The organism is Thalassiella azotivora (assembly GCF_054781695.1).
In genome coordinates this window covers 15,519-34,883 of record NZ_BAAGTX010000009.1, presented here as the reverse complement: position 1 = coordinate 34,883, position 19,365 = coordinate 15,519, and the positions used below count along the sequence as shown (strand labels likewise).

Below are 19,365 nucleotides of genomic sequence, written 5' to 3'. Positions count from 1 at the left end.
GAGATTGCCGTTATCTGCTCTAATGGTCGAAGGGACTGCCCTAAGGAGGCGTCATGGTGCAACGAGCACTGCCCGCGAAGGTACGCCACTCCGCCAACCAGCTGGGCGAGCACCTCACCACCTGGCGGAAGCTCCAGAACCTGACCGCGGAGCAGGTCGCGGAGCGCGCTGGTCTCTCCCGCCCCACCTTGCGCAAGCTCGAGCACGGGGACGTCAGCGTGGGGATGGAGAGCTTCCTGAAGGTGCTGTGGGCCCTGGGCCAGCTGGACCGCGTGACCGAGGCCTTGGACCCGTACGAGACCGACCTAGGTCGAGCCCGCGCCGACGCCCAGCTGCCCTCGAGGGTGCGTCGGTGAACCGACCTGCCCCGGCGCAGCTCGGGGTGCACGTCGAGCTCGACGGTGCCACGGTCCGCGCTGGCCGGGCGTTCATCACCGAGCGTCGAGGAGTGGTCAGCACGACCTTCGACTACGACACGGACTACCAGCGCCGACCGGACGCCTACCCCATCAGCCCCGACCTGCCCCTCGACGCGAGCCGCCACCACGTCGCGGGCCTGCCCGGAGGCTTCGCGGACGGGGCTCCGGACCGCTGGGGGCGCAACCTCATCCGGAAGCGGCTCCTGGCCCTGGCCCGCGCCGCCGGAGGCACACCACGGTCCGTCGCCGAGGTCGACTACCTTCTGGGCGTCTCGGACCTGTCCCGTCAGGGTGCGTTGAGGTACACCACCGCCGACGGAGGGCCGTACCTCGCCGACGAGGCTGACGTCCCCAAGCTCCTCGAGCTGCCACGGCTCCTGGCCGCCGCGGACGAGGTGGCCGCAGGTGGCGAGGACATGGCCGCTGTGCAGGTGCTACTGGACGCCGGCTCCGGCTCCCTGGGTGGGGCGCGACCCAAGGCGTCGGTGCGCGCAGGCCGCCGGCTGATGATCGCCAAGTTCCCGCACCACGCGGACGAGTGGGACGTCATGGCCTGGGAGAAGACCGCCCTCGACCTGGCCGCAGCCTGCGGCGTCGACGTCCCGGAGCGCCGGCTCGTGGATGTCGGCGGCCGCTCGGTGCTGCTCCTGGACCGATTCGACCGAGCCCGTGGTGCGCGCGTCGGGTACGTCAGCGCGATGACGCTGCTGGGCGCCCAGGACGGCGGCCCGGCGGACTACCTCGAAGTCGCGGAGGCGCTCGGCGAGCACGGCGCTCGAGTGCGTGCGGACCTGTCACAGCTGTGGCGCCGTGTGGCTTTCTCCGTCGCCGTCAACAACACCGACGACCACCTGCGCAACCACGGGTTCCTCCGGGCGAGAGGCGGGTGGGTGCTGTCACCCGCCTTCGACGTCAACCCAGAGCCGGACCCGGCACGGGGCCGCGTCACCTCGATCGGTTTCGTGAACGACCCGGCCGGGTGCCGGGCGGCACTCCGGGACGTCGTCGACGCGTTCCGGCTGACGTCGGAACGCGCCGAGCAGATCTGGACCGAGGTCCGCAGGGCCGTCGCCGGGTGGCGGGACGTCGCAGAGCGCAACGGCATCCCCGCCGCGGAGCGTGACCGCTTCGCGGACGCTCTGGACCGCTTCGTCCTCGCTTCCTGAGTCCGTCAGGAGTCCGCGGCGGCCACGCGGCGGCAGGTCACCTGTCCCCGGCGGGCACCCGCTCGTACGTGACCACCTCGAACCCCTCGCGCGGCACCCGCGACACCTCGCGCCACACCGCCGGGTCCAGGCCCGGCCAGAACGTGTCGCCGTCCGGCTCGGCGTCCACCTCGCTGACGACCGCCCGGTCGGCGAGCGCCAGCGCGTCCGCGTAGACCTGCGCGCCGCCGGCGACGTAGACGTCCTGGCCGGCGGCGACGGCGTCGGCCACGGCGCGCTCGACGGACGGCGCGACGTCCACGCCGTCCGCGGCCCAGTCGGCGGAGCGGGTGACGACGACGGTGCGCCGGCCGGGCAGCGGCCGGCCGATCGACTCGTACGTGCGGCGTCCCATCACCAGGGTCCCGCCGAGCGTGACGGCCTTGAAGTGGGCGAGGTCGTCGGGCAGGTGCCAGGGGATGCCGCCGTCGCGGCCGATGACGCCGCCCCGCGCCACGGCCACCACCAGGGTGACGCTCATACGGCCACGGGCGCCTTGATCGCAGGGTGCGGGTCGTAGCCGTGGACCTCGACGTCCTCGAGCTCGAACGCGTCGAGCGAGCGCACGTCGGGGTTGAGCTGCAGCGTCGGCAGCGGCCGCGGGTCGCGGGTGAGCTGCTCGCGGGCCTGGTCGAGGTGGTTGGAGTACAGGTGGGTGTCGCCGAAGGTGTGCACGAACTCGCCCGGCTGCAGGTCGCAGACCTGGGCGACCATGTGCGTCAGCAGCGCGTACGAGGCGATGTTGAACGGCACGCCGAGGAAGACGTCGGCGGACCGCTGGTACAGCTGGCACGACAGCCGGCCGTCGGAGACGTAGAACTGGAACATCGTGTGGCACGGCGGCAGGGCCATGTCGTCGACGTCGGCGGGGTTCCAGGCGGTCACGAGGTGCCGCCGCGAGTCGGGGTTGGTGCGGATCGACTCGACGACCTTCGAGATCTGGTCCACCGAGCCGCCGTCCGGCGTCGGCCAGGACCGCCACTGGTACCCGTAGACCGGGCCGAGATCACCGTCGGCGTCGGCCCACTCGTCCCAGATGCTGATGCCGCGCTCCTGCAGCCAACGGATGTTCGTCGACCCCTTGAGGAACCAGATCAGCTCGCCGACCACGGAGCGCACGTGCACCTTCTTCGTGGTGACGAGCGGGAAGCCGTCGGCCAGGTCGTACCGGTTCTGGTAGCCGAAGACGCTCAGCGTCCCGGTGCCGGTGCGGTCGGACTTGGGGGTGCCGTTCTCCAGCACGTGGCGGAGCAGGTCGTGGTACTGGCGCACCCGCCGATCGTAGGCCCCGCAGCCCGGCGTCCCGAGGATCCCCTCGCCGTGATCATGCAGAAGTGCACGCGGGCGGGCAGAACTGCAAGATCACGCGAGGTGGCGTGGGGTGTTGGCGGGTGGGGCGTTGCCGGGTCAGGCGTCGTAGTCGAGGACGACGCGGTCGGTGACGGGGTGCGCCTGGCACGCCAGCACGATCCCGTTGTCGACCTCCTCGGGCTCCAGGGCGAAGTTGCGGTCCATCCGCACCTCGCCCTCCACGACCCGCGCCCGGCAGGTGCCGCAGACTCCGCCGGTGCAGGAGAACGGTGCGTCCGGGCGGACCTGCAAGGTCGCCGCGAGGATCGTCTGCGACCGGCTCGACATCCGGATCGTGCTGGTCCGCCCGTCGAGGCTGACGACGACCTCGGCCTCGGCGGCGTCGCGCTCCCGCTCGGCGGCGGACCGCTCGACCGGCGGCGCGTCGTCGACGTGGAACAGCTCGGCGTGCACCCGCTCGGCCGGCACCCCGCGCCGGGCGAGCAGGTCGCGGACGCCGGTGACCATCCCGAACGGGCCGCACAGGTAGAACGCGTCGACGTCGTCGACGGACAGGAAGGCGTCGAGCAGCCGCTCCACCCGCTCCGCCTCCAGGCGGCCGGTGAGCAGCTCGGCGTCCTGCGGCTCCCGGCTCAGGACGTGCACGACCTGCAGCCGGTCGGGGTAGGTGTTCTTCAGGTCCGCGAGCTCCTCGAGGAACATCACGGACGACGTCCGGCGGTTGCCGTACAGCAGCGTCACCGCGCTGCGCGGCTCGTCCCGCAGGACGGTCGCGACGATCGACAGCACCGGGGTGATGCCCGAGCCCGCCGCGACGGCGACGTGGTGGCGCCGGGCGGTGGGGTCGGGGACCACACCGAAGTGCCCCTGCGGCGTCATCACGTCGACGACCTGCCCGGCCCGCAGCGACTCGTGCACCCATCCGGAGAACGCGCCGCCGGACAGCCGCTTCACGCCGACCCGAAGCGTCCGCGGACCGTCGGGGCCGGGCGCCGGGTCGCAGATCGAGTAGCTGCGCCGGACGGGGTGACCGTCGACCTCGACCCGGAACGTCAGGTGCTGGCCGGCGGTGAACGCGTACGCCGCGCGCAGCTCGGCCGGGACGTCGAACGTCACGGTGACCGCGTCGTCCGCGAGCGCCTCGACCGCCCGCACCGGCAGCGGGTGGAACGTCGCCCGGGCCCGCCGGGCGGACCGCTCGTCGCCGGCGGCGGGGTCGTCCTCGCCGCGGGCAGGGGCGGGCGCGGCACCGAAGGAGTACGTCATCTCAGATCGCCTTGAAGTGCTCGAAGGGCTCCCCGCACGCGCTGCAGCGCCACAGCGCCTTGCACGCGGTGGAGCCGAAGCGGGAGAGCTCGCGGGTGTCGGTCGACGCGCAGCGCGGGCAGGGCAGGCCGGTCGTGGCCCGTCCCCGGGACAGCGACACCGCGACCGGCCCGGCGGGTGCGCGCCCGGTCGGCGGGGCGATGCCGTACGCGGCGAGCTTGCGGCGTCCCGCCTCGCTCATCCAGTCCGTCGTCCACGCCGGGTCCAGCACGGTCCGGACGTCGGCGCGCGCGCCGTGGCGCTCCACCTCGCGGCGCACGGCGGCGGCGATCACCTCGGTCGCCGGGCAGCCGGAGTACGTCGGCGTCAGGTCGACCTCGACGACGGGAGGGTCCTGGGCGTCCCGCAGCCGCACGTCGCGCACGATCCCGAGGTCACCGAGCGTCAGCACCGGGACCTCCGGGTCCGGGACGCCCTCGACGGCACGCCGGACGGCGTCCAGGTCGAGAGCGGGCAGGGTCACCATCGGCGTCACCACGTGGCTCCGGGGTGGGACCGGGCGATGTGCTGCATCTCGGCGAGCAGGTACCCGAGGTGCTCGGTGTGCACGCCCCGCCGTCCCCCGCGGGAACGCCCCCTCGGCTCCGGCAGCGTGCACGTGGACTCGGCCACGACGGACGCCCAGCGCCGCTCGCACTCCTCGCGCAGCGTCGAGGGGCGGACGGCGTACCCGGCGCCCACGAGCGCACGCGCCGGTTCGTCGTCCAGCGTCTCGTCGTCGTCGAACAGCTCGGCGACGTACGGCCAGACGGCGTCCAGCGCCGCCTGCATCCGACGGTGGCTCTCGTCGGTGCCGTCACCGAGGCGCAGCACCCACTGCTCGGCGTGGTCGCGGTGGTAGTCGACCTCCTTGGCGGCCTTGCGCGCCAGGGCGGCCAGCGTCGGGTCGGCGCTGTCGGCCAGCCGCCCGTACAGCGCGCACTGGTACGTGGAGAACACGAGCTGGCGGGCGGTGGTCAGCGCGAAGTCGCCGCGCGGCAGCTCGACGAGGTGGACGCAGCGGAAGGCGCGCTCGTCGCGCAGGTACGCCAGGTCGTCCTCGGTCCGCGGCTGCCCGCCGCTCGCCCGCGCCTCCAGCGCCCCGGCGTGGGTGAGCAGCGCCCGTGCCTGGCCGAGCAGGTCCAGCGACAGGTTGCCCAGCGCCATGTCCTCCTCGATCTGCGGCGCCCGGCTCAGCCACTCCGCGAGCCGCTGGGCGAGGACGAGCGCGTCGTCCCCCAGTGCCAGGCAGTACCGCGACAGCGCGGCCGCGACGTCCGGCTCGAGGTCCGTGGCGGTGGTGGTGGCCGTGGCCTGCTCGCTCACAGGTACTCCACGTCCTCGGGGACGTCGTAGAACGTCGGGTGCCGGTACACCTTGTCGGCGGCCGGGTCGAAGAAGGAGTCCCGCTCGTCCGGGCTGGACGCGGTGATCTGCGCGGCGGGCACCACCCAGATCGACACGCCCTCCCCGCGGCGGGTGTAGAGGTCGCGGGCGTTGCGCAGCGCCAGCTGGGCGTCGGGCGCGTGCAGCGAGCCGACGTGGGTGTGGTTGAGGCCGCGCTTGCCGCGCACGAAGACCTCCCACAGCGGCCAGGGACGCTCGCTCACGCGACGGACTCCTCTCGCTCCGCCCGCTGCCGGGCGCGCTGCTTGTCGGCGTAGGCGTTCGCGGCCTCGCGCACCCACGCCCCCTCCTCGTGGGCGGCGCGGCGGTGCGCCATCCGCTGGGCGTTGCACGGGCCGTCACCGGACAGGACCCGCATGAACTCGTCCCAGTCGATCTCGCCGAACCGCCAGTGACCGGACTCCTCGTCCCAGGTCAGGTCGGGGTCGGGCAGGGTGATGCCGAGCTTGTTGGCCTGCGGCACGGTCATGTCCACGAACCGCTGCCGCAGCTCGTCGTTGCTGAACCGCTTGATCCCCCACGCCATCGACTGCGCAGAGTTCGGCGACTGGTCGTCCGGCGGGCCGAACATCATCAGCGACGGCCACCACCAGCGGTTGACGGCGTCCTGCGCCATCTCCCTCTGCGCGTCGGTGCCGCGGGCCAGCACCCACAGGATCTCGAAGCCCTGCCGCTGGTGGAAGGACTCCTCCTTGCAGACGCGGATCATCGCCCGGGCGTACGGGCCGTAGGAGCAGCGGCACAGCGGGACCTGGTTCATGATCGCCGCGCCGTCGACGAGCCAGCCGATCGCGCCGACGTCCGCCCAGGTCAGCGTCGGGTAGTTGAAGATCGTCGAGTACTTCTGCCGGCCGGCGTGCAGCAGGTCGAGCATCTCGTCGCGGGACGTGCCGAGGGTCTCGGCGGCGGAGTACAGGTACAGGCCGTGCCCGGCCTCGTCCTGGGACTTGGCGATGAGGATCGCCTTGCGCCGCAGGCTGGGGGCACGGGTGATCCAGTTGCCCTCCGGCTGCATGCCGATGATCTCGGAGTGCGCGTGCTGCGCGATCTGGCGCACGAGGGTCTTGCGGTACCCCTCGGGCATCCAGTCCCGCGGCTCGATCCGCTGGTCGGCCGCGACGAGGGCGTCGAACTCCTCCTGGCGACGGGCGACCTCCGCCTCGTCGAGCACCTCGCGGCGCCGGTCGGGTGCGGCCAGGGCCGCCTCGACACCACCGGTCTCGGCCGCGTTGAGCGGCTCGTCGGGGGTGCCGGGCGCGGAGAAGTCGTTGCCGTACACGGGGCCTCCTCGGACGCGGACGGTCGGCGCTCCCACTCTCGCACCGCGTGACAGCTTCGCGCAAGAACGTCACTCAGGTGTCATGTTCGGGGCCGGGCTGCGGCCCGCGGCCCACGGCAGCCCCGTCCTGGGTGAGGATGGGCGCGTGGAGACCGTCGACGTCCTGTCCCCCGCCGCCGCGGACGCCTCCGTCCGCCCAGCGACCCGCGCGGACCTGCCGGCCATCGGCGGCGTGCACGCGCGAGCCTGGACGACGACGTACCGCGAGCTCGTCCCCGCCGGCGTGCTGCCGCAGATCACCCCCGAGGCGATGACCGGGGCGTGGGCACCGCACCTCGACGCGGCCGGCGCGCCCCGGCACCACCTCATCGTGGCGTGCACGGGGCCAACGGTCGTCGGGTTCGCGGCGTTCGGACCCGAGGGGGACGACGGCGCCGAGGTCGTCACGCTGCTCGTGGACCCCACGCACCACCGCCGCGGGCACGCCTCCCGGTTGCTCGCCGCCGGCGTCGACCTGCTGCGCGAGGACGGCGCCACCCACCTGACCTGCTGGGTCCCGGTCGCCGACGAGCCGCGGCGCGCCTTCCTGCGGTCCGCCGGGTTCGGCGAGGACGGCGCATGGCGACAGCTGGCCACCGACGACGCACCGGACGGTGGAACCGAGAGCGGCGCTGACGGTGGAGCCGACGAGCAGGCTGACGGCGGGGCGCGCCTGCGGGAGGTGCGCCTGGTGGCGTCGCTCGGGACGTGAGCACCGGCGTCCCCGCGCGGACGGAGCCCGACGAGGCGCACGGCCGTGCGGCCACCCTGCGGCAGGCCGTCTCCGTGGGCCTGGCCACCGGCGCCTACGGCGTCTCCTTCGGCGCGCTGTCCGTCGCCGCCGGCTTGAGCGTCCTGCAGACGTGCGCCCTGAGCCTGCTGATGTTCACCGGCGGGTCGCAGTTCGCCTTCGTCGGCGTCGTCGGGGCCGGCGGGTCCGGCGCCGCCGCCGCGGCGACCGCGGCCCTGCTCGGCGCCCGCAACGGGCTGTACGGGCTGCAGATGTCGCGGGTCCTCGGCGTGCGCGGTGCCCGGCGGCTCGCCGCGGCGTGGCTGACGATCGACGAGTCCACCGCCGTCGGGAGCCTGCAGCCCACCCCCCGGCTGCAGCGGCTCGGGTTCTGGGCCACCGGCCTGGCCGTCTTCACCTTCTGGAACCTCGCCACCCTCGCCGGCGCCCTGCTCGGCAACGCGCTGGGCGACCCGCGCGCCTGGGGGCTGGACGCTGCCGCCGCCGCGGCGTTCCTGGCGCTGCTGTGGCCGCGGTTGCGCGACGGTCAGGCCCGGGCGGTCGCCGCGGCGGCGGTCGTCGTCGCGACCGCGCTGACGCCGGTGGCACCCGCGGGCCTCCCGGTGCTCGCCGCGGCCGCCGCGGCCCTCGCGCTCGGCTGGCGGACCCGGCGCCCCGCGCCCGCGCAGGTCGCGTCGTGACCGGCTGGGTCGCCGTCCTGGTCGCGTGCGCGGCGTGCGTGGTCCTCAAGGCGGCCGGGTACGTCGTCCCCGACCGCCTGCTGGAGGGTGAGCGCGCCACCCGCGTCGCCGGACTGGTCACCGTGGCGCTGCTCGCGGCCCTCGTCGCCGTCCAGACCGTCGGCGACGGTGCCGCCGTCGTCGTGGACGCTCGCGTCGCCGCCCTGGGGGTGGCTGCCGTCGCCCTCTGGCTGCGCGCGCCGTTCGTCCTCGTCGTCGTCCTCGCCGCCGCCACCGCGGCGCTGCTGCGGGCGGTGGGCTGACGTGGCCTTCGACCGGCTGCTGGCCCCCACGCGGCTGCTCGGGCTGGACGTCGCCCGCGGCCTGGCCCTGCTCGGGATGATGGGCACGCACATCGTGCCGCCCGTGCTCGGCGGGTCGGTCAGCTGGGCGTACACGGTGGCGTCGGGGCGCGCGTCGGCGCTGTTCGCCGTCCTCGCCGGCGCCTCGCTGGTGCTGTCGACCCGGGCCCGCCGTCACCGCGACGGGTCCTCGGCCGGGCCGGACAGCACCCTCCTGGTGCCCGGCGCGAGGCGCGGCGTGCTGGCCCGGGCGGGGATCATCGCCGTCATCGGCCTGACGCTGGGGATGCTGGAGTCCGGTGTCGCCGTCATCCTCGTGCACTACGCACTGCTGTTCGCCGCGGGCAGCCTGGCCCTCGGGCTGCCGCTGCGGGTGCTCGCCCCCCTCGCCGCGACCTGGCTCGTCGTCTCGCCCGTCGTGGCCCACGCCCTGCGCGACCCGCTGCCCGCCGGCCCGGGACCGGTCACGTCGTGGCTGACGCTGGCGGACCCCGCCGAGCTCGTGACGACCCTGCTGCTCACCGGGTACTACCCGGTGCTGCAGTGGGTCGGGTACCTGCTCGTCGGGATGGCCGTCGCCCGCCTCCCCCTGCGCCGGGCGGCGACGGCGGCGGCCCTGCTGCTCGGGGGCCTCCTGCTCGCCGCCGCCGCGAAGGTCGCGTCGTCGCTGCTGCTGGACGCCGCCGGGGGGCTCGACCGGCTGACGGTCCCCGCCGACTCGGTGCTCGCCTACCAGGACCTCGCCACCGCGCTGCAGACCGGTGCCTACGGGACGACGCCCACGACGACGTGGTGGTGGCTCGCCGTCTCCGGCCCGCACACCGGCACGCCGCCGGACCTGCTGCACACGACCGGGACCTCCCTCGCCGTGGTCGGCGGCTGCCTGCTGCTCGCCGCGGCCGGTGACCGGGTCCGGCTGGGGCTGCTGCCCCTCGCCTCCGCCGGCGCGATGACGCTGACGCTGTACACGGCGCACGTGCTGGCTCTGGCCGTCACCCGGGTCGTCGCCGACCCCAGCGCCGAGACCGCCACCACCGGCGTCTGGGCCGTCCACGCGGTCACCGCCCTCGCGGTGGGGACGCTGTGGCAGCTCACCGGCCACCGCGGCCCCCTGGAGGCCCTCACCGCCGAGGCCAGCGCCTCCGCCCGCCGCGCTGCCGACGAACGCTCCCCCGCCCCCTCCTGAACCACCGCCCTTCCTGAACCACCGCCCTTCCTGAACCACCGCCCTCACTCCACCCCGCCCCCGCACCTTTCCACCAACCTGCGGTCGAACGCGGCCCCTGGGCAGCAGGTTGGTGGAAACGTGCGGTCAGGAGCGGGCGTGGGGCAGCAGGTTGGTGGAAACGTGCGGTCAGGAGCGGGCGTGGGTCAGCAGGTTGGTGGAAACGTGCGGTCAGGAGCGGGCGTGGGGCCGCAGGTTGGTGGAAACGTGCGGTCAGGAGCGGGCGGGCAGACGGGGCGGCCGGGCCCGCGGGTCAGGCGGTGGGGTCGCCCGCGCCCGGGCCGCCGTGCAGCTCGAGCGCGTGCCGCATCGCCGCTCGGGCGCGCTTGCGGTCCCCGGCGGCGTCGTAGGCGCAGGACAGCCGGAACCAGGCCCGCCAGTCCCGCGGGGCGGCCTGCGTCTCGGCCAGGTACCGCTCGAACGCGGCGTCCGCGGCGCCGCGGACGACCCGGCCACCGGGGGTGCGGGGCAGGTCGTCGACGGGCAGACCGCCCTGCGCGTCGAGCTCACGGGCCAGGCGCTCCGTCGCCGCACCGAAGCGCAGCTCGCGCCACGCACCCCAGGCGGCCACGAACGGCAGCACCAGCACCCCGACCCCGAGCAGGACGGCGGTCCACTCCCCCGTACCGATGAGGACGACCCCACGGGCGCCGAGCAGGACCAGGTAGGCCAGCAACGCGACGGTCAGCGCCAGCGCCACCCACTTCGCCCTCACCGGCGGCTCACAGGTCCAGGTACCCGTCGAGCCCGACGGTCAGGCCGGGGTGCTCGCCGACCTTGCGCACCCCGAGCAGGACGCCGGTCATGAACGACACCCGGTCGAACGAGTCGTGGCGGATCGTCAGCTGCTCGCCCACCCCGCCGAGGAGGACCTCCTCGTGGGCGACGAGCCCGCGCAGGCGCACCGCGTGCACCCGCACCCCGTCGACGTCCGCGCCGCGGGCGCCGTCCAGCGCGGTGGTCGTCGCGTCCGGGGACGGCCCCAGCCCGGCGTCGCGCCGGGCCGCCGCCACCAGCTCGGCGGTGTGCCGGGCGGTCCCGGACGGCGCGTCGACCTTGTCGGGGTGGTGCAGCTCGACGACCTCGACGGACTCGAAGTACGGCGCGGCGGCCGCGGCGAACCGCATCGCCAGCACCGCGCCGATGGCGAAGTTCGGGGCGACGAGGACGCCCACCCCCGGCGCCTCGGACAGCCGTCGCCGCAGGTCGCCGAGCCGGTCGTCGTCCCACCCGGTCGTGCCGACGACGGCGTGCACGCCGTGCTCCACGCAGAACGCCACGTTGCCCGGCGCCGAGTCGGGGACGGTGAACTCGACCGCCACCTGCGCCCCCGCCTCGACGAGCGCCTGCAGGTCGTCACCGGCGTCCAGCCGGGCCACCAGCTCCAGGTCGTCGGCGGCCTCGACGGCCTCGCACGCCTGCCTGCCCATCCGACCGGCCGCGCCGATCACCGCCACCCGCGTCGTCGTCACGTCGGCACCCTAGCCAGCGGCGCCCTCGCCGGGCGTACCCGGCACCGGCGCCCCCGCCGCGGACGCGGCGGCCCGCGCCGACCCGGCCGGGGCGAACCCGACCTGCTGGGTCCCGCCCGACGGCGCACCGGCGTCCCGCAGCGCGAGCGCCGTCAGGACGGCGGCCTGCGCCGCCTCGTGGCCCTTGTCCTCCGAGGACCCGGGCAGCCCGGCCCGGTCGAGGGCCTGCTCCTCGTCGTCGCAGGTGAGCACGCCGAACCCGACCGGGACGCCGGTCCGTACGGACACCTCGGTCAGCCCGGTCGTGGCGGCCGAGCAGACGTAGTCGAAGTGCGGCGTCCCACCGCGGACGACGACCCCGAGCGCCACGACGGCGTCGTGCGTGGCGGCGAGGCGGGCCGCGGCGACGGGCAGCTCGAACGACCCCGGCACCCGGACGACGGTCGGCTCCACCCCGGCGTCGGCCAGCGCGCGGCGGGCCCCGTCGAGCAGCCCGTCCATCACCGTGGTGTGCCACTGGGCGGCCACGACCGCCACCCGCAGGCCGTCGGCCCGCGGCGTCCTCAGGTCCGGCGACCCGACCTTGCTCACAGCGTCCCTCCCAGGGTCCGGCTCTCGTCCACGACGTCCTCCAGGTGCGGCAGGTGGTGGCCCATCCGCTCGGCCTTCGTCCGCAGGTACCGCAGGTTCTCCGGGTGCGGCACGGGCAGGACGCCGACGCGGTCCACCACGTCGACGCCGAGGCTGGCCAGGCCGTGCACCTTGCCCGGGTTGTTCGTCATCAGGCGCACCTCGCGCACACCGAGGTCGGCCAGGACGTGCGCGGCCACGGCGTAGTCGCGGGCGTCCACGGGCAGCCCCAGGTCGAGGTTCGCGTCGACCGTGTCCCGGCCGGAGTCCTGCAGCCGGTACGCCGACAGCTTGGCCATCAGCCCGATCCCGCGACCCTCGTGGCCGCGCAGGTACACGAGCACGCCGCGGCCCGCGGCACCGATCGCCGCCAGGGCCGACTCGAGCTGCGGGCCGCAGTCGCAGCGCACGGAGCCGAGGACGTCGCCCGTGAGGCACTCGCTGTGCACGCGGACGGGGACCGGGCCGGCGGTGGCGTCGGCGACATCCCCGGCGACGAGCGCGACGTGCTCCGTGCCGGTGGCGTCGACGTACCCGTGGGCGGTGAACTCGCCGAACCGGGTGGGCAGTCTGGTGACCGGGCCGCGGTGCAGCTCCGCCTCGATCGGGGCCGCCTCACGAGCACCGTCGGCCGCGACCGCGTCCAGCGCGTCGTGCCCGCCGAGGTGGTCGACGAGCTCGGCGATGGTGACGACCGCCAGGCCGTGCTCGTCGGCGAACCGACGGCAGGACTCCGCCCGCCGCATGCTGCCGTCGTCGTCGACGAGCTCGACGATCGTGCCGACCGGGCTCAGCCCCGCCATCCGGCACAGGTCCACCGAGGCCTCGGTGTGCCCGGGGCGGGCGAGCACGCCGCCCTCGCGGGCGCGCAGCGGCAGCACGTGCCCGGGCCGGACCAGGTCGGTCGCCACGGTCGCCTGGTCGGCGAGCAGCCGGACGGTGGTGGCGCGGTCCGCGGCGCTGATGCCGGTGCTGACGCCCTCGCGCGCGTCCACGGTCACCGTGAACGCGGTGCTCATGGACTCCTCGTTCTCGGCGACCATCAGGGGCAGGTCGAGGGCGTCGGCGCGCTCACCCTCCATGGGCACGCACACGTAGCCGCTGCCGTGCCGGACGAAGAACGCCAGCCACTGCGGCGTCACGAGCTCGGCGGCCATCACCAGGTCGCCCTCGTTCTCGCGGTCGGCCGCGTCGAGGACGACGACCGGCCGGCCGGCGGCGATCTCCGCCACCGCGCGGTGCACGCCGTCGGTGCGGATGGGCTGCTGCTCAGCCACGGTGGGCCTCCTCCTGCTGGTGCCCGTCGGCGGCGGGCCGCTGCGCATCGGGCTGGGCGCCGGTCTGGATGCCGGGCCGCGCGTCGGGATGGGTGGTGAACGCGGAGATGCGCTCGACGTACTTGGCGAGGACGTCGACCTCGAGGTTGACGGGGTCGCCCGGGCCCCGGGTGCCGAGCGTCGTCGCCGCGAGGGTCGTCGGGATGAGGCCGACGGTGAACCACGGCTCGGCCTCCCCGGGCGGGCTGACCTGGACGACGGTCAGGGACACGCCGTCGACGGTCACCGACCCCTTCTCCACCAGGTAGCGGGCCAGGCCGGCCGGGACGGCGAACCGCACGGTGTGCCAGCGCTCCCCCGGGACGCGCTCGACCACGCGGCCGACGCCGTCGACGTGCCCCTGGACGACGTGACCGCCGAACCGGCCGTCGGCCGCCATCGCGCGCTCGAGGTTGACGGGGTCACCGGGACGCAACCCGGCGAGGGACGAGCGGCGCAGCGTCTCGGCCATGACGTCGACCGTGAACGTCCCGTCCCCGTCGGCCGGCTCGGCGTCGGTGACGGTCAGGCAGACGCCGTTGACGGCGATCGACGCGCCGTGCGTGGCGTCGCTGGTGACGAGCGGCCCGCGCACGGTCAGCCGCGCGCTGTCGGACTCGGGCTCGACGGACACGACGGTGCCGAGCTCCTCGACGATCCCGGTGAACACTCACGGCCTCCTGGTCGGGGTGGCGCCGGCGGTGACCTGCGCGCCGGTCGGTGCCGCCGCTGGCGCGGCGGGCGGTGTCAGGGGGACGGCGGTGACCCGCACGTCACCGCCCACGACGGTGACGTCGGTGACGTCGAGCCGGACGGCCTCGTCGATCGTGGTGACCCCGGCGTCCGCGAGCGCCGCGGGCCCGGCCCCGAGCAGCGCCGGGGCGACGTAGCCGACGACCCGGTCGACGGCGCCGGCGCGCACGAAGGCCCCCGCGAGGGTGGGACCGCCCTCCAGCAGCACCCGGCGCACGCCCCTGCCCCACAGGTCCGCCAGGACGTGGGCGGGCTCTCCGGCGGGCAGCTGCACGAACGGACCGGTGCGGTCGCGGAGCCGGGCGCCGGGCGGGACCGGCCGGTCCCCGACCGCCACCCGCAGCGGCTGCAGCTCCACCGGCAGCGGGCGGTCGCGGTCGTCCCGGGCGGTGAGCTGCGGGTCGTCGGCGAGCACCGTGCCGGTCCCCACGACGACGGCGTCGGCCGCGGCGCGCAGCGCGTGCACCTCGCGCCGGGCGGCGGGGCCGGTGATCCAGCGGCTCGTGCGGTCCGCGGCGGCGGACCGTCCGTCCAGCGTCGCCGCGTACTTCCACGTCACGTGGGGGCGGCCGAGCCGCGTCGCACGGGTCCACTCGGCGTTGAGCCGTTCCGCCTCGCCGGCCAGCAGGCCCGCGTCGACGTCGACACCCGCGGAGCGCAGCGTGGCGGCGCCGCCGGCGGCGACGGGGTCGGGGTCGGTCTGGGCGAAGACGACCCTGGCCACGCCGGCGCGCAGCAGCGCCTGGGTGCACGGGCCGGTGCGGCCGGTGTGGTCGCACGGTTCGAGGGTGACCACGGCGGTGGCGCCGTGGGCGGCGGTCCCGGCTGCGCTCAGGGCGTCCACCTCGGCGTGGGGGGTCCCGGCTCCGCGGTGGACGCCCTCGGCGACGACGTCACCGTCGCGCCCGATCAGCACGCAGCCGACGCGCGGGTTGGCGCCGGGGCGGATCGCGGGGTCGGCCGCGAGCTCGAGGGCGCGGCGCATCGCGGCGTGCTCGCGCGCGTCGTAGTCCCCGACGTCGTAGTCGTCGACGCCGTGGCCGTCGGCTGCTGCCACCGCTCGTCACCACCCTGGTCCGGTCCGGTCACGGACTCCGGGGGTGGGCTGCGAGAGCCTGCGCGCCTGCGCTCGGGGACGACCCCGTGCGGCAGCGCGGCGTGCTTCCTCCCATCCGGACTCTCACCGTCGGTCCCGGAGTTCCACCGGGTCAACCGGCCGCTGGCTGCGGTCGGGTCGCGGACTGTCACCGCCGGTTCGGAATTGCACCGACCCCGGAGCACGCGCACGTCTGTCGACGTGCGGGTCCATCATCACACGATCCGCGGGTCGAGCCCAGCGCCGCGGGCGGTGAGGGCGCCCACACGTGCCGCACGGCGGAACGGCTCTGCGGTGACCGGGTCCGGGCCGGCGCCGTCCCACCGGCCCGGAGCACCCGGGCGGCGGGACGGCGCACGCGTCACGGCACGCGGCTGACCGGGTCCTCGGTGAACGGGCCGACCACGACGAGCGAGCGCGGCCGGGAGGCGAGCTCGGCGGCGAGCGCCCGGACGTCGTCCGCGGACACCGCGCGGATGCGCCGGAGCGCCTCGTCGAGGTCGACGAACTCGCCGTACACGAGCTCGGCCTTGCCCAGGCGGGACATCCGCGAGCCGGTGTCCTCCATGCCGAGCACGAGGCCGCCGGCGAGCTGGCCGGTCCCCCGGGCCAGCTCGACGTCGGTGATCCCGTCGACGGCGATCTTCTCCCACTCCGCGGCGAGCAGGTCGACCACCTCCGCCACCCGCGCCGGGGCGCACCCGGCGTACAGGCCGAAGTACCCGGAGTCGGAGTAGCCCGCCGCGAACGAGTAGACCGAGTACGCCAGGCCCCGCTTCTCCCGGACCTCCTGGAACAGCCGGCTGCTCATGCCCCCGCCGAGGACGGCGTTGAGCACGCTCATGGTGAACCGGCGCTCGTCGGTCGCGAGCAGCCCGAGGCCGCCGAGCATGACGTGGGCCTGCTCCGTGGTGCGGTGGACGGTGCGCAGCCCGCCCCCGGAGGGCCCGGCGACCGGTCCGCTGTCCCCGGCGTGCACGCGGATGGGCAGCGGCTCGCGTCCGGGCTGCGCCGGCCAGCCGGCCACGGACAGCGCGTCGGTGACCAGACCGCACAGGACGTCGTGGTCGACCCCGCCGGCCGCGGTGATGACGAGCCCCTCCGGGCGGTAGTGCTGCTGGTAGTGCTCCCAGATCGCCTGCCGCGGCACGTCGCGGATGGTCTGCGGCGTGCCGCCGATGGGCCGGCCCAGCGGGTGGTCGCCCAGGACGAGCTCGGCGAACTTCTCGTGGACGACGTCGGCCGGGTCGTCCTCGTTCATCGCCAGCTCCTCGAGGATGACCCCGCGCTCGCTGACGACGTCGTCCTCGTCGAGGACCGCCGAGGTGACCATGTCGGTGATGACGTCCACGGCCATCGGCAGGTCGGCGTCGAGCACGCGCGCGTAGTAGCACGTGTACTCCTTGCCGGTCGCCGCGTTGGCCTCGCCGCCGACCTCGTCGAACGCCGAGGCGATCTCCATCGCGTCCCGGCGCGCCGTCCCCTTGAACAGCAGGTGCTCGAGGAAGTGCGTGGACCCGTGGTGGCCGTCGGCCTCGTCCCTCGAGCCCACCCCGACCCAGGCGCCGATGGTGGCGGAGCGCAGGCCGGGCATGTGCTCGGTCAGGACCCGGACACCGCCGGGCAGGACGGTCCGGCGCACGGTGGCGCCGTCCGTCTGCCCGGCGGTGCCGGTCGTCCGACCGCTGGTCGGCTCGGTGCTCGTCACGTCAGGCGTCGGCCCCGGCCTCGGCGGCCGCGGACTCGCCCGCGGCGGACTCCTCCAGCACCGGCTCGAGCGACAGCTTGCCGCGCGGGTCGATCTCGGCGATCTGGACCTGGACCTTCTGGCCGACGCCGAGGACGTCGTCGACGCTGTCGATCCGCTTGCCGCCGACCATCTTGCGGATCTGCGAGATGTGCAGCAGCCCGTCCTTGCCCGGCGTCAGGGAGACGAACGCGCCGAACGTCGTGGTCTTGACGACCGTGCCGACGTAGCGCTCGCCGACCTCGGGCATCTGCGGGTTGGCGATGGCGTTGACCATCGACCGCGCCGCCTCGGCGGACGGGCCGTCCGTCGCGCCGATGTAGACCGTGCCGTCGTCCTCGATGGAGATCTGGGCGCCGGTCTCGTCCTGGATCTGGTTGATCATCTTGCCCTTCGGGCCGATGACCTCGCCGATCTTGTCGACCGGGACGGTCACCGCGATGACCCGCGGGGCGTGCGGCGACATCTCGTCCGGGGCGTCGATCGCCTCGTTCATGACGTCGAGGATGTGCAGACGCGCGTCACGGGCCTGGGTCAGCGCGCCGGCCAGCACCGAGGCGGGGATGCCGTCGAGCTTGGTGTCGAGCTGGATGGCGGTGACGAACTCCCGCGTGCCGGCGACCTTGAAGTCCATGTCACCGAACGCGTCCTCGGCGCCGAGGATGTCGGTCAGGGCGATGTACTCGGTCCTGCCCTCCACCTCGTCGGAGACCAGACCCATCGCGATCCCCGCAACCGGGGCGCGCAGCGGCACGCCGGCGTTGAGCAGCGACAGGGTCGAGGCGCAGACCGAGCCCATCGAGGTGGACCCGTTGGAACCGAGCGCCTCGGAGACCTGGCGGATCGCGTAGGGGAACTCCTCGCGCGAGGGCAGCACCGGCATCAGGGCGCGCTCGGCGAGCGCGCCGTGGCCGATCTCGCGCCGCTTCGGCGAGCCGACGCGGCCGGTCTCACCGGTGGAGTACGGCGGGAAGTTGTAGTTGTGCATGTAGCGCTTGCGCGTCTCGGGCGACAGCGTGTCGAGCTGCTGCTCCATGCGGAGCATGTTCAGCGTGGTGACACCCAGGATCTGGGTCTCGCCGCGCTCGAACAGCGCCGAGCCGTGCACGCGCGGGATGACCTCGACCTCGGCGGACAGCGTCCGGATGTCGGCCAGGCCGCGGCCGTCCATGCGCACCTTCTCGGTGAGCATCCGGCGGCGCACGGAGGACTTGGTCAGCGAGCGGAACGCCGCGGAGACCTCCTTGTCGCGACCCTCGAAGCGGTCGGCGAGCTTGGCCTTGACGGCGTCCTTGATCTCGTCGAGGCGCGCCTCGCGCTCCTGCTTGCCGGCGATGGTGATGGCCTGCTGGACGTCGGCCTCGCCCGCCTCGCGGACGGCCTCGAGCACGTCGTCCTGGTAGTCCAGGAATCGCGGGAACTCGACGGTCTCCTTGGCGGCCTTGTCGGCGACCTCCTGCTGGGCCGCGCACAGCTGGGCCAGGAACGGCTTGGCCGCCTCGAGCCCGGCGGCGACGACCTCCTCGGTCGGCTTCTGCGCGCCCGACTGGATGAGCTCCCAGGAGCCCTCGGTGGCCTCGGCCTCGACCATCATGATCGCGACGTCCTGCTGGCCGTCGGCACCCGTGACGACGCGGCCGGCGACGACCATGTCGAACACGGCGCGCTCGAGCTCGGAGTGCCGCGGGAAGGCGATCCACTGGCCGTCGACGAGGGCGACGCGGACGCCGCCGATGGGGCCGGAGAACGGCAGGCCGGACAGCTGCGTCGACATGGACGCGGCGTTGATGGCCAGCACGTCGTACGGGTCGTCGGGGTGAAGGGCCATCACGGTGATGACGACCTGGACCTCGTTGCGCAGCCCGGACACGAAGGACGGGCGCAGCGGGCGGTCGATCAGGCGGCAGGTGAGGATCGCGTCGGTCGAGGGGCGGCCCTCGCGACGGAAGAACGAGCCGGGGATCTTGCCCGCGGCGTACATGCGCTCCTCGACGTCCACCGTCAGGGGGAAGAAGTCGAAGTGCTCCTTGGGGTGCTTGCCGGCCGTGGTGGCCGACAGCAGCATCGTCTCGCCGTCGAGGTAGGCGGCCACGGAGCCCGCGGCCTGCCGGGCCAGGCGGCCGGTCTCGAAGCGGACGGTGCGCGTGCCGAACGAGCCGTTGTCGATGACCGTCTCGGCGTAGGTGATCTCGGGACCCTCCACGGGTCGCCTCCGTTCTCTCGAGGAGCGGGGCGCAGGGCCGGGCGTGGTTCCGATCTTCGATCGAGGCCCACGGCCACCCCGAGGGGTTCCGGAGGCCACTACCGAGGACCGGCGTCCGACTCCGCCGCGCTCCTGGTGGGTGGTGCGTGTTCAGCTGTGGTTCTCGTGCTGCCGCGGGCGGCGCGC

20 protein-coding genes, 1 pseudogene and 1 riboswitch are annotated in these 19,365 nt (G+C 74.7%); of the genes and pseudogenes, 6 read left to right on the top strand and 15 right to left on the bottom strand.

The genetic code is table 11. The annotated features are described in order from the left end of the window. Window positions 1–53: 53 nt before the first annotated feature. Both ACYVQV_RS07675 and ACYVQV_RS07670 read left to right on the top strand, forming a co-directional pair. Window positions 54–356 (top strand): helix-turn-helix domain-containing protein, encoded by a 303-nt coding sequence (locus ACYVQV_RS07675; RefSeq protein ID WP_461022686.1) that lies wholly within the window; start codon window positions 54–56, stop codon window positions 354–356. Beyond that, window positions 353–1,585 (top strand): type II toxin-antitoxin system HipA family toxin, encoded by a 1,233-nt coding sequence (locus tag ACYVQV_RS07670; RefSeq protein WP_461022685.1) that lies wholly within the window; start codon window positions 353–355, stop codon window positions 1,583–1,585. Before ACYVQV_RS07675 ends, ACYVQV_RS07670 begins: the two co-directional genes overlap by 4 nt. A gap of 37 nt (window positions 1,586–1,622) precedes the next feature. Here the strand turns inward: ACYVQV_RS07670 and ACYVQV_RS07665 are convergent, their stop codons facing one another. From ACYVQV_RS07665 to paaA, 7 genes are all read right to left on the bottom strand, one after another. Then, window positions 1,623–2,105 carry a dihydrofolate reductase gene (locus ACYVQV_RS07665; protein ID WP_461022684.1) on the bottom strand — a complete coding sequence of 161 codons (483 nt, stop codon included), beginning with the start codon at window positions 2,103–2,105 and terminating at the stop codon, window positions 1,623–1,625. Then, complete coding sequence (locus ACYVQV_RS07660; protein WP_461022683.1) at window positions 2,102–2,896, bottom strand: thymidylate synthase; 795 nt, start codon at window positions 2,894–2,896, stop codon at window positions 2,102–2,104. The genes ACYVQV_RS07665 and ACYVQV_RS07660 overlap by 4 nt, the downstream gene beginning before the upstream one ends. Window positions 2,897–3,031: 135 nt before the next feature. Next, the gene (gene paaE / locus ACYVQV_RS07655) at window positions 3,032–4,201 is read right to left on the bottom strand and encodes a 1,2-phenylacetyl-CoA epoxidase subunit PaaE (RefSeq protein WP_461022682.1); all 1,170 of its coding nucleotides are present in this window, start codon (window positions 4,199–4,201) and stop codon (window positions 3,032–3,034) included. Between the two features lies 1 nt (window position 4,202). Then, window positions 4,203–4,727, bottom strand: coding sequence for a 1,2-phenylacetyl-CoA epoxidase subunit PaaD (paaD, locus tag ACYVQV_RS07650; RefSeq protein WP_461022784.1), 525 nt, complete (start codon window positions 4,725–4,727; stop codon window positions 4,203–4,205). Window positions 4,728–4,732: 5 nt separating this feature from the next. Beyond that, window positions 4,733–5,566, bottom strand: a complete 834-nt coding sequence (gene paaC, locus ACYVQV_RS07645) for a 1,2-phenylacetyl-CoA epoxidase subunit PaaC (protein ID WP_461022681.1) — start codon at window positions 5,564–5,566, stop codon at window positions 4,733–4,735. Further along, window positions 5,563–5,850, bottom strand: a complete 288-nt coding sequence (gene paaB / locus ACYVQV_RS07640) for a 1,2-phenylacetyl-CoA epoxidase subunit PaaB (protein WP_461022680.1) — start codon at window positions 5,848–5,850, stop codon at window positions 5,563–5,565. Before paaB ends, paaC begins: the two co-directional genes overlap by 4 nt. Further along, window positions 5,847–6,926 (bottom strand): 1,2-phenylacetyl-CoA epoxidase subunit PaaA, encoded by a 1,080-nt coding sequence (gene paaA / locus ACYVQV_RS07635; RefSeq protein WP_461022679.1) that lies wholly within the window; start codon window positions 6,924–6,926, stop codon window positions 5,847–5,849. The genes paaB and paaA overlap by 4 nt, the downstream gene beginning before the upstream one ends. A gap of 145 nt (window positions 6,927–7,071) precedes the next feature. Between paaA and ACYVQV_RS07630 the strand changes: the two genes are divergently transcribed. Genes ACYVQV_RS07630 through ACYVQV_RS07615 form a run of 4 tightly spaced genes read left to right on the top strand, consistent with a single transcriptional unit; the run spans window position 7,072 to window position 9,923 of the window. Continuing rightward, a complete protein-coding gene (locus ACYVQV_RS07630; RefSeq protein WP_461022678.1) occupies window positions 7,072–7,677 on the top strand; it encodes a GNAT family N-acetyltransferase in 606 nt (201 codons plus the stop codon). Continuing rightward, window positions 7,674–8,396: an AzlC family ABC transporter permease gene (locus ACYVQV_RS07625; RefSeq protein ID WP_461022677.1), complete on the top strand. Its 723-nt coding sequence runs from the start codon at window positions 7,674–7,676 to the stop codon at window positions 8,394–8,396. Before ACYVQV_RS07630 ends, ACYVQV_RS07625 begins: the two co-directional genes overlap by 4 nt. Next, the gene (locus ACYVQV_RS07620) at window positions 8,393–8,698 is read left to right on the top strand and encodes an AzlD domain-containing protein (RefSeq protein WP_461022676.1); all 306 of its coding nucleotides are present in this window, start codon (window positions 8,393–8,395) and stop codon (window positions 8,696–8,698) included. Before ACYVQV_RS07625 ends, ACYVQV_RS07620 begins: the two co-directional genes overlap by 4 nt. A gap of 1 nt (window position 8,699) precedes the next feature. After that, complete coding sequence (locus ACYVQV_RS07615) at window positions 8,700–9,923, top strand: heparan-alpha-glucosaminide N-acetyltransferase domain-containing protein (RefSeq protein ID WP_461022675.1); 1,224 nt, start codon at window positions 8,700–8,702, stop codon at window positions 9,921–9,923. Window positions 9,924–10,215: 292 nt separating this feature from the next. Here ACYVQV_RS07615 and ACYVQV_RS07610 read toward each other — a convergent pair whose 3' ends face one another. From ACYVQV_RS07610 to ACYVQV_RS07575, 8 genes and pseudogenes are all read right to left on the bottom strand, one after another. Continuing rightward, window positions 10,216–10,677: a hypothetical protein gene (locus tag ACYVQV_RS07610; RefSeq protein ID WP_461022674.1), complete on the bottom strand. Its 462-nt coding sequence runs from the start codon at window positions 10,675–10,677 to the stop codon at window positions 10,216–10,218. A gap of 7 nt (window positions 10,678–10,684) precedes the next feature. Next, window positions 10,685–11,434: a 4-hydroxy-tetrahydrodipicolinate reductase gene (dapB, locus tag ACYVQV_RS07605; RefSeq protein ID WP_461022673.1), complete on the bottom strand. Its 750-nt coding sequence runs from the start codon at window positions 11,432–11,434 to the stop codon at window positions 10,685–10,687. A 126-nt stretch (window positions 11,435–11,560) separates the two neighbouring features. Beyond that, window positions 11,561–12,025 (bottom strand): annotated as a pseudogene (gene ribH, locus ACYVQV_RS07600) (6,7-dimethyl-8-ribityllumazine synthase); the annotation flags it as partial. After that, window positions 12,022–13,341: a bifunctional 3,4-dihydroxy-2-butanone-4-phosphate synthase/GTP cyclohydrolase II gene (locus ACYVQV_RS07595; RefSeq protein WP_461022672.1), complete on the bottom strand. Its 1,320-nt coding sequence runs from the start codon at window positions 13,339–13,341 to the stop codon at window positions 12,022–12,024. The pseudogene ribH and the gene ACYVQV_RS07595, both read right to left, overlap by 4 nt. Beyond that, a complete protein-coding gene (locus ACYVQV_RS07590) occupies window positions 13,334–14,050 on the bottom strand; it encodes a riboflavin synthase (protein WP_461022671.1) in 717 nt (238 codons plus the stop codon). Before ACYVQV_RS07590 ends, ACYVQV_RS07595 begins: the two co-directional genes overlap by 8 nt. Then, complete coding sequence (ribD, locus tag ACYVQV_RS07585) at window positions 14,051–15,118, bottom strand: bifunctional diaminohydroxyphosphoribosylaminopyrimidine deaminase/5-amino-6-(5-phosphoribosylamino)uracil reductase RibD (protein ID WP_461022783.1); 1,068 nt, start codon at window positions 15,116–15,118, stop codon at window positions 14,051–14,053. 171 nt (window positions 15,119–15,289) lie between these two features. Next, window positions 15,290–15,416: riboswitch (FMN riboswitch) on the bottom strand. Between the two features lie 174 nt (window positions 15,417–15,590). Next, a complete protein-coding gene (locus ACYVQV_RS07580) occupies window positions 15,591–16,937 on the bottom strand; it encodes a M16 family metallopeptidase (protein WP_461022670.1) in 1,347 nt (448 codons plus the stop codon). Window position 16,938: 1 nt separating this feature from the next. Continuing rightward, the gene (locus ACYVQV_RS07575) at window positions 16,939–19,179 is read right to left on the bottom strand and encodes a polyribonucleotide nucleotidyltransferase (protein ID WP_461022669.1); all 2,241 of its coding nucleotides are present in this window, start codon (window positions 19,177–19,179) and stop codon (window positions 16,939–16,941) included. Window positions 19,180–19,365: the final 186 nt, after the last annotated feature.

What these genes read in the sequence shown, in the direction of transcription:
- ACYVQV_RS07675 (WP_461022686.1), top strand. Translation starts at nt 54, where the DNA reads ATGGTGCAACGAGCACTGCCCGCGAAGGTACGCCACTCCGCCAACCAG.
- paaD (WP_461022784.1), bottom strand. Translation starts at nt 4,727, where the DNA reads ATGGTGACCCTGCCCGCTCTCGACCTGGACGCCGTCCGGCGTGCCGTC.
- ribD (WP_461022783.1), bottom strand. Translation starts at nt 15,118, where the DNA reads ATGCGCCGCGCCCTCGAGCTCGCGGCCGACCCCGCGATCCGCCCCGGC.
- paaE (WP_461022682.1), bottom strand. Translation starts at nt 4,201, where the DNA reads ATGACGTACTCCTTCGGTGCCGCGCCCGCCCCTGCCCGCGGCGAGGAC.
- ACYVQV_RS07665 (WP_461022684.1), bottom strand. Translation starts at nt 2,105, where the DNA reads ATGAGCGTCACCCTGGTGGTGGCCGTGGCGCGGGGCGGCGTCATCGGC.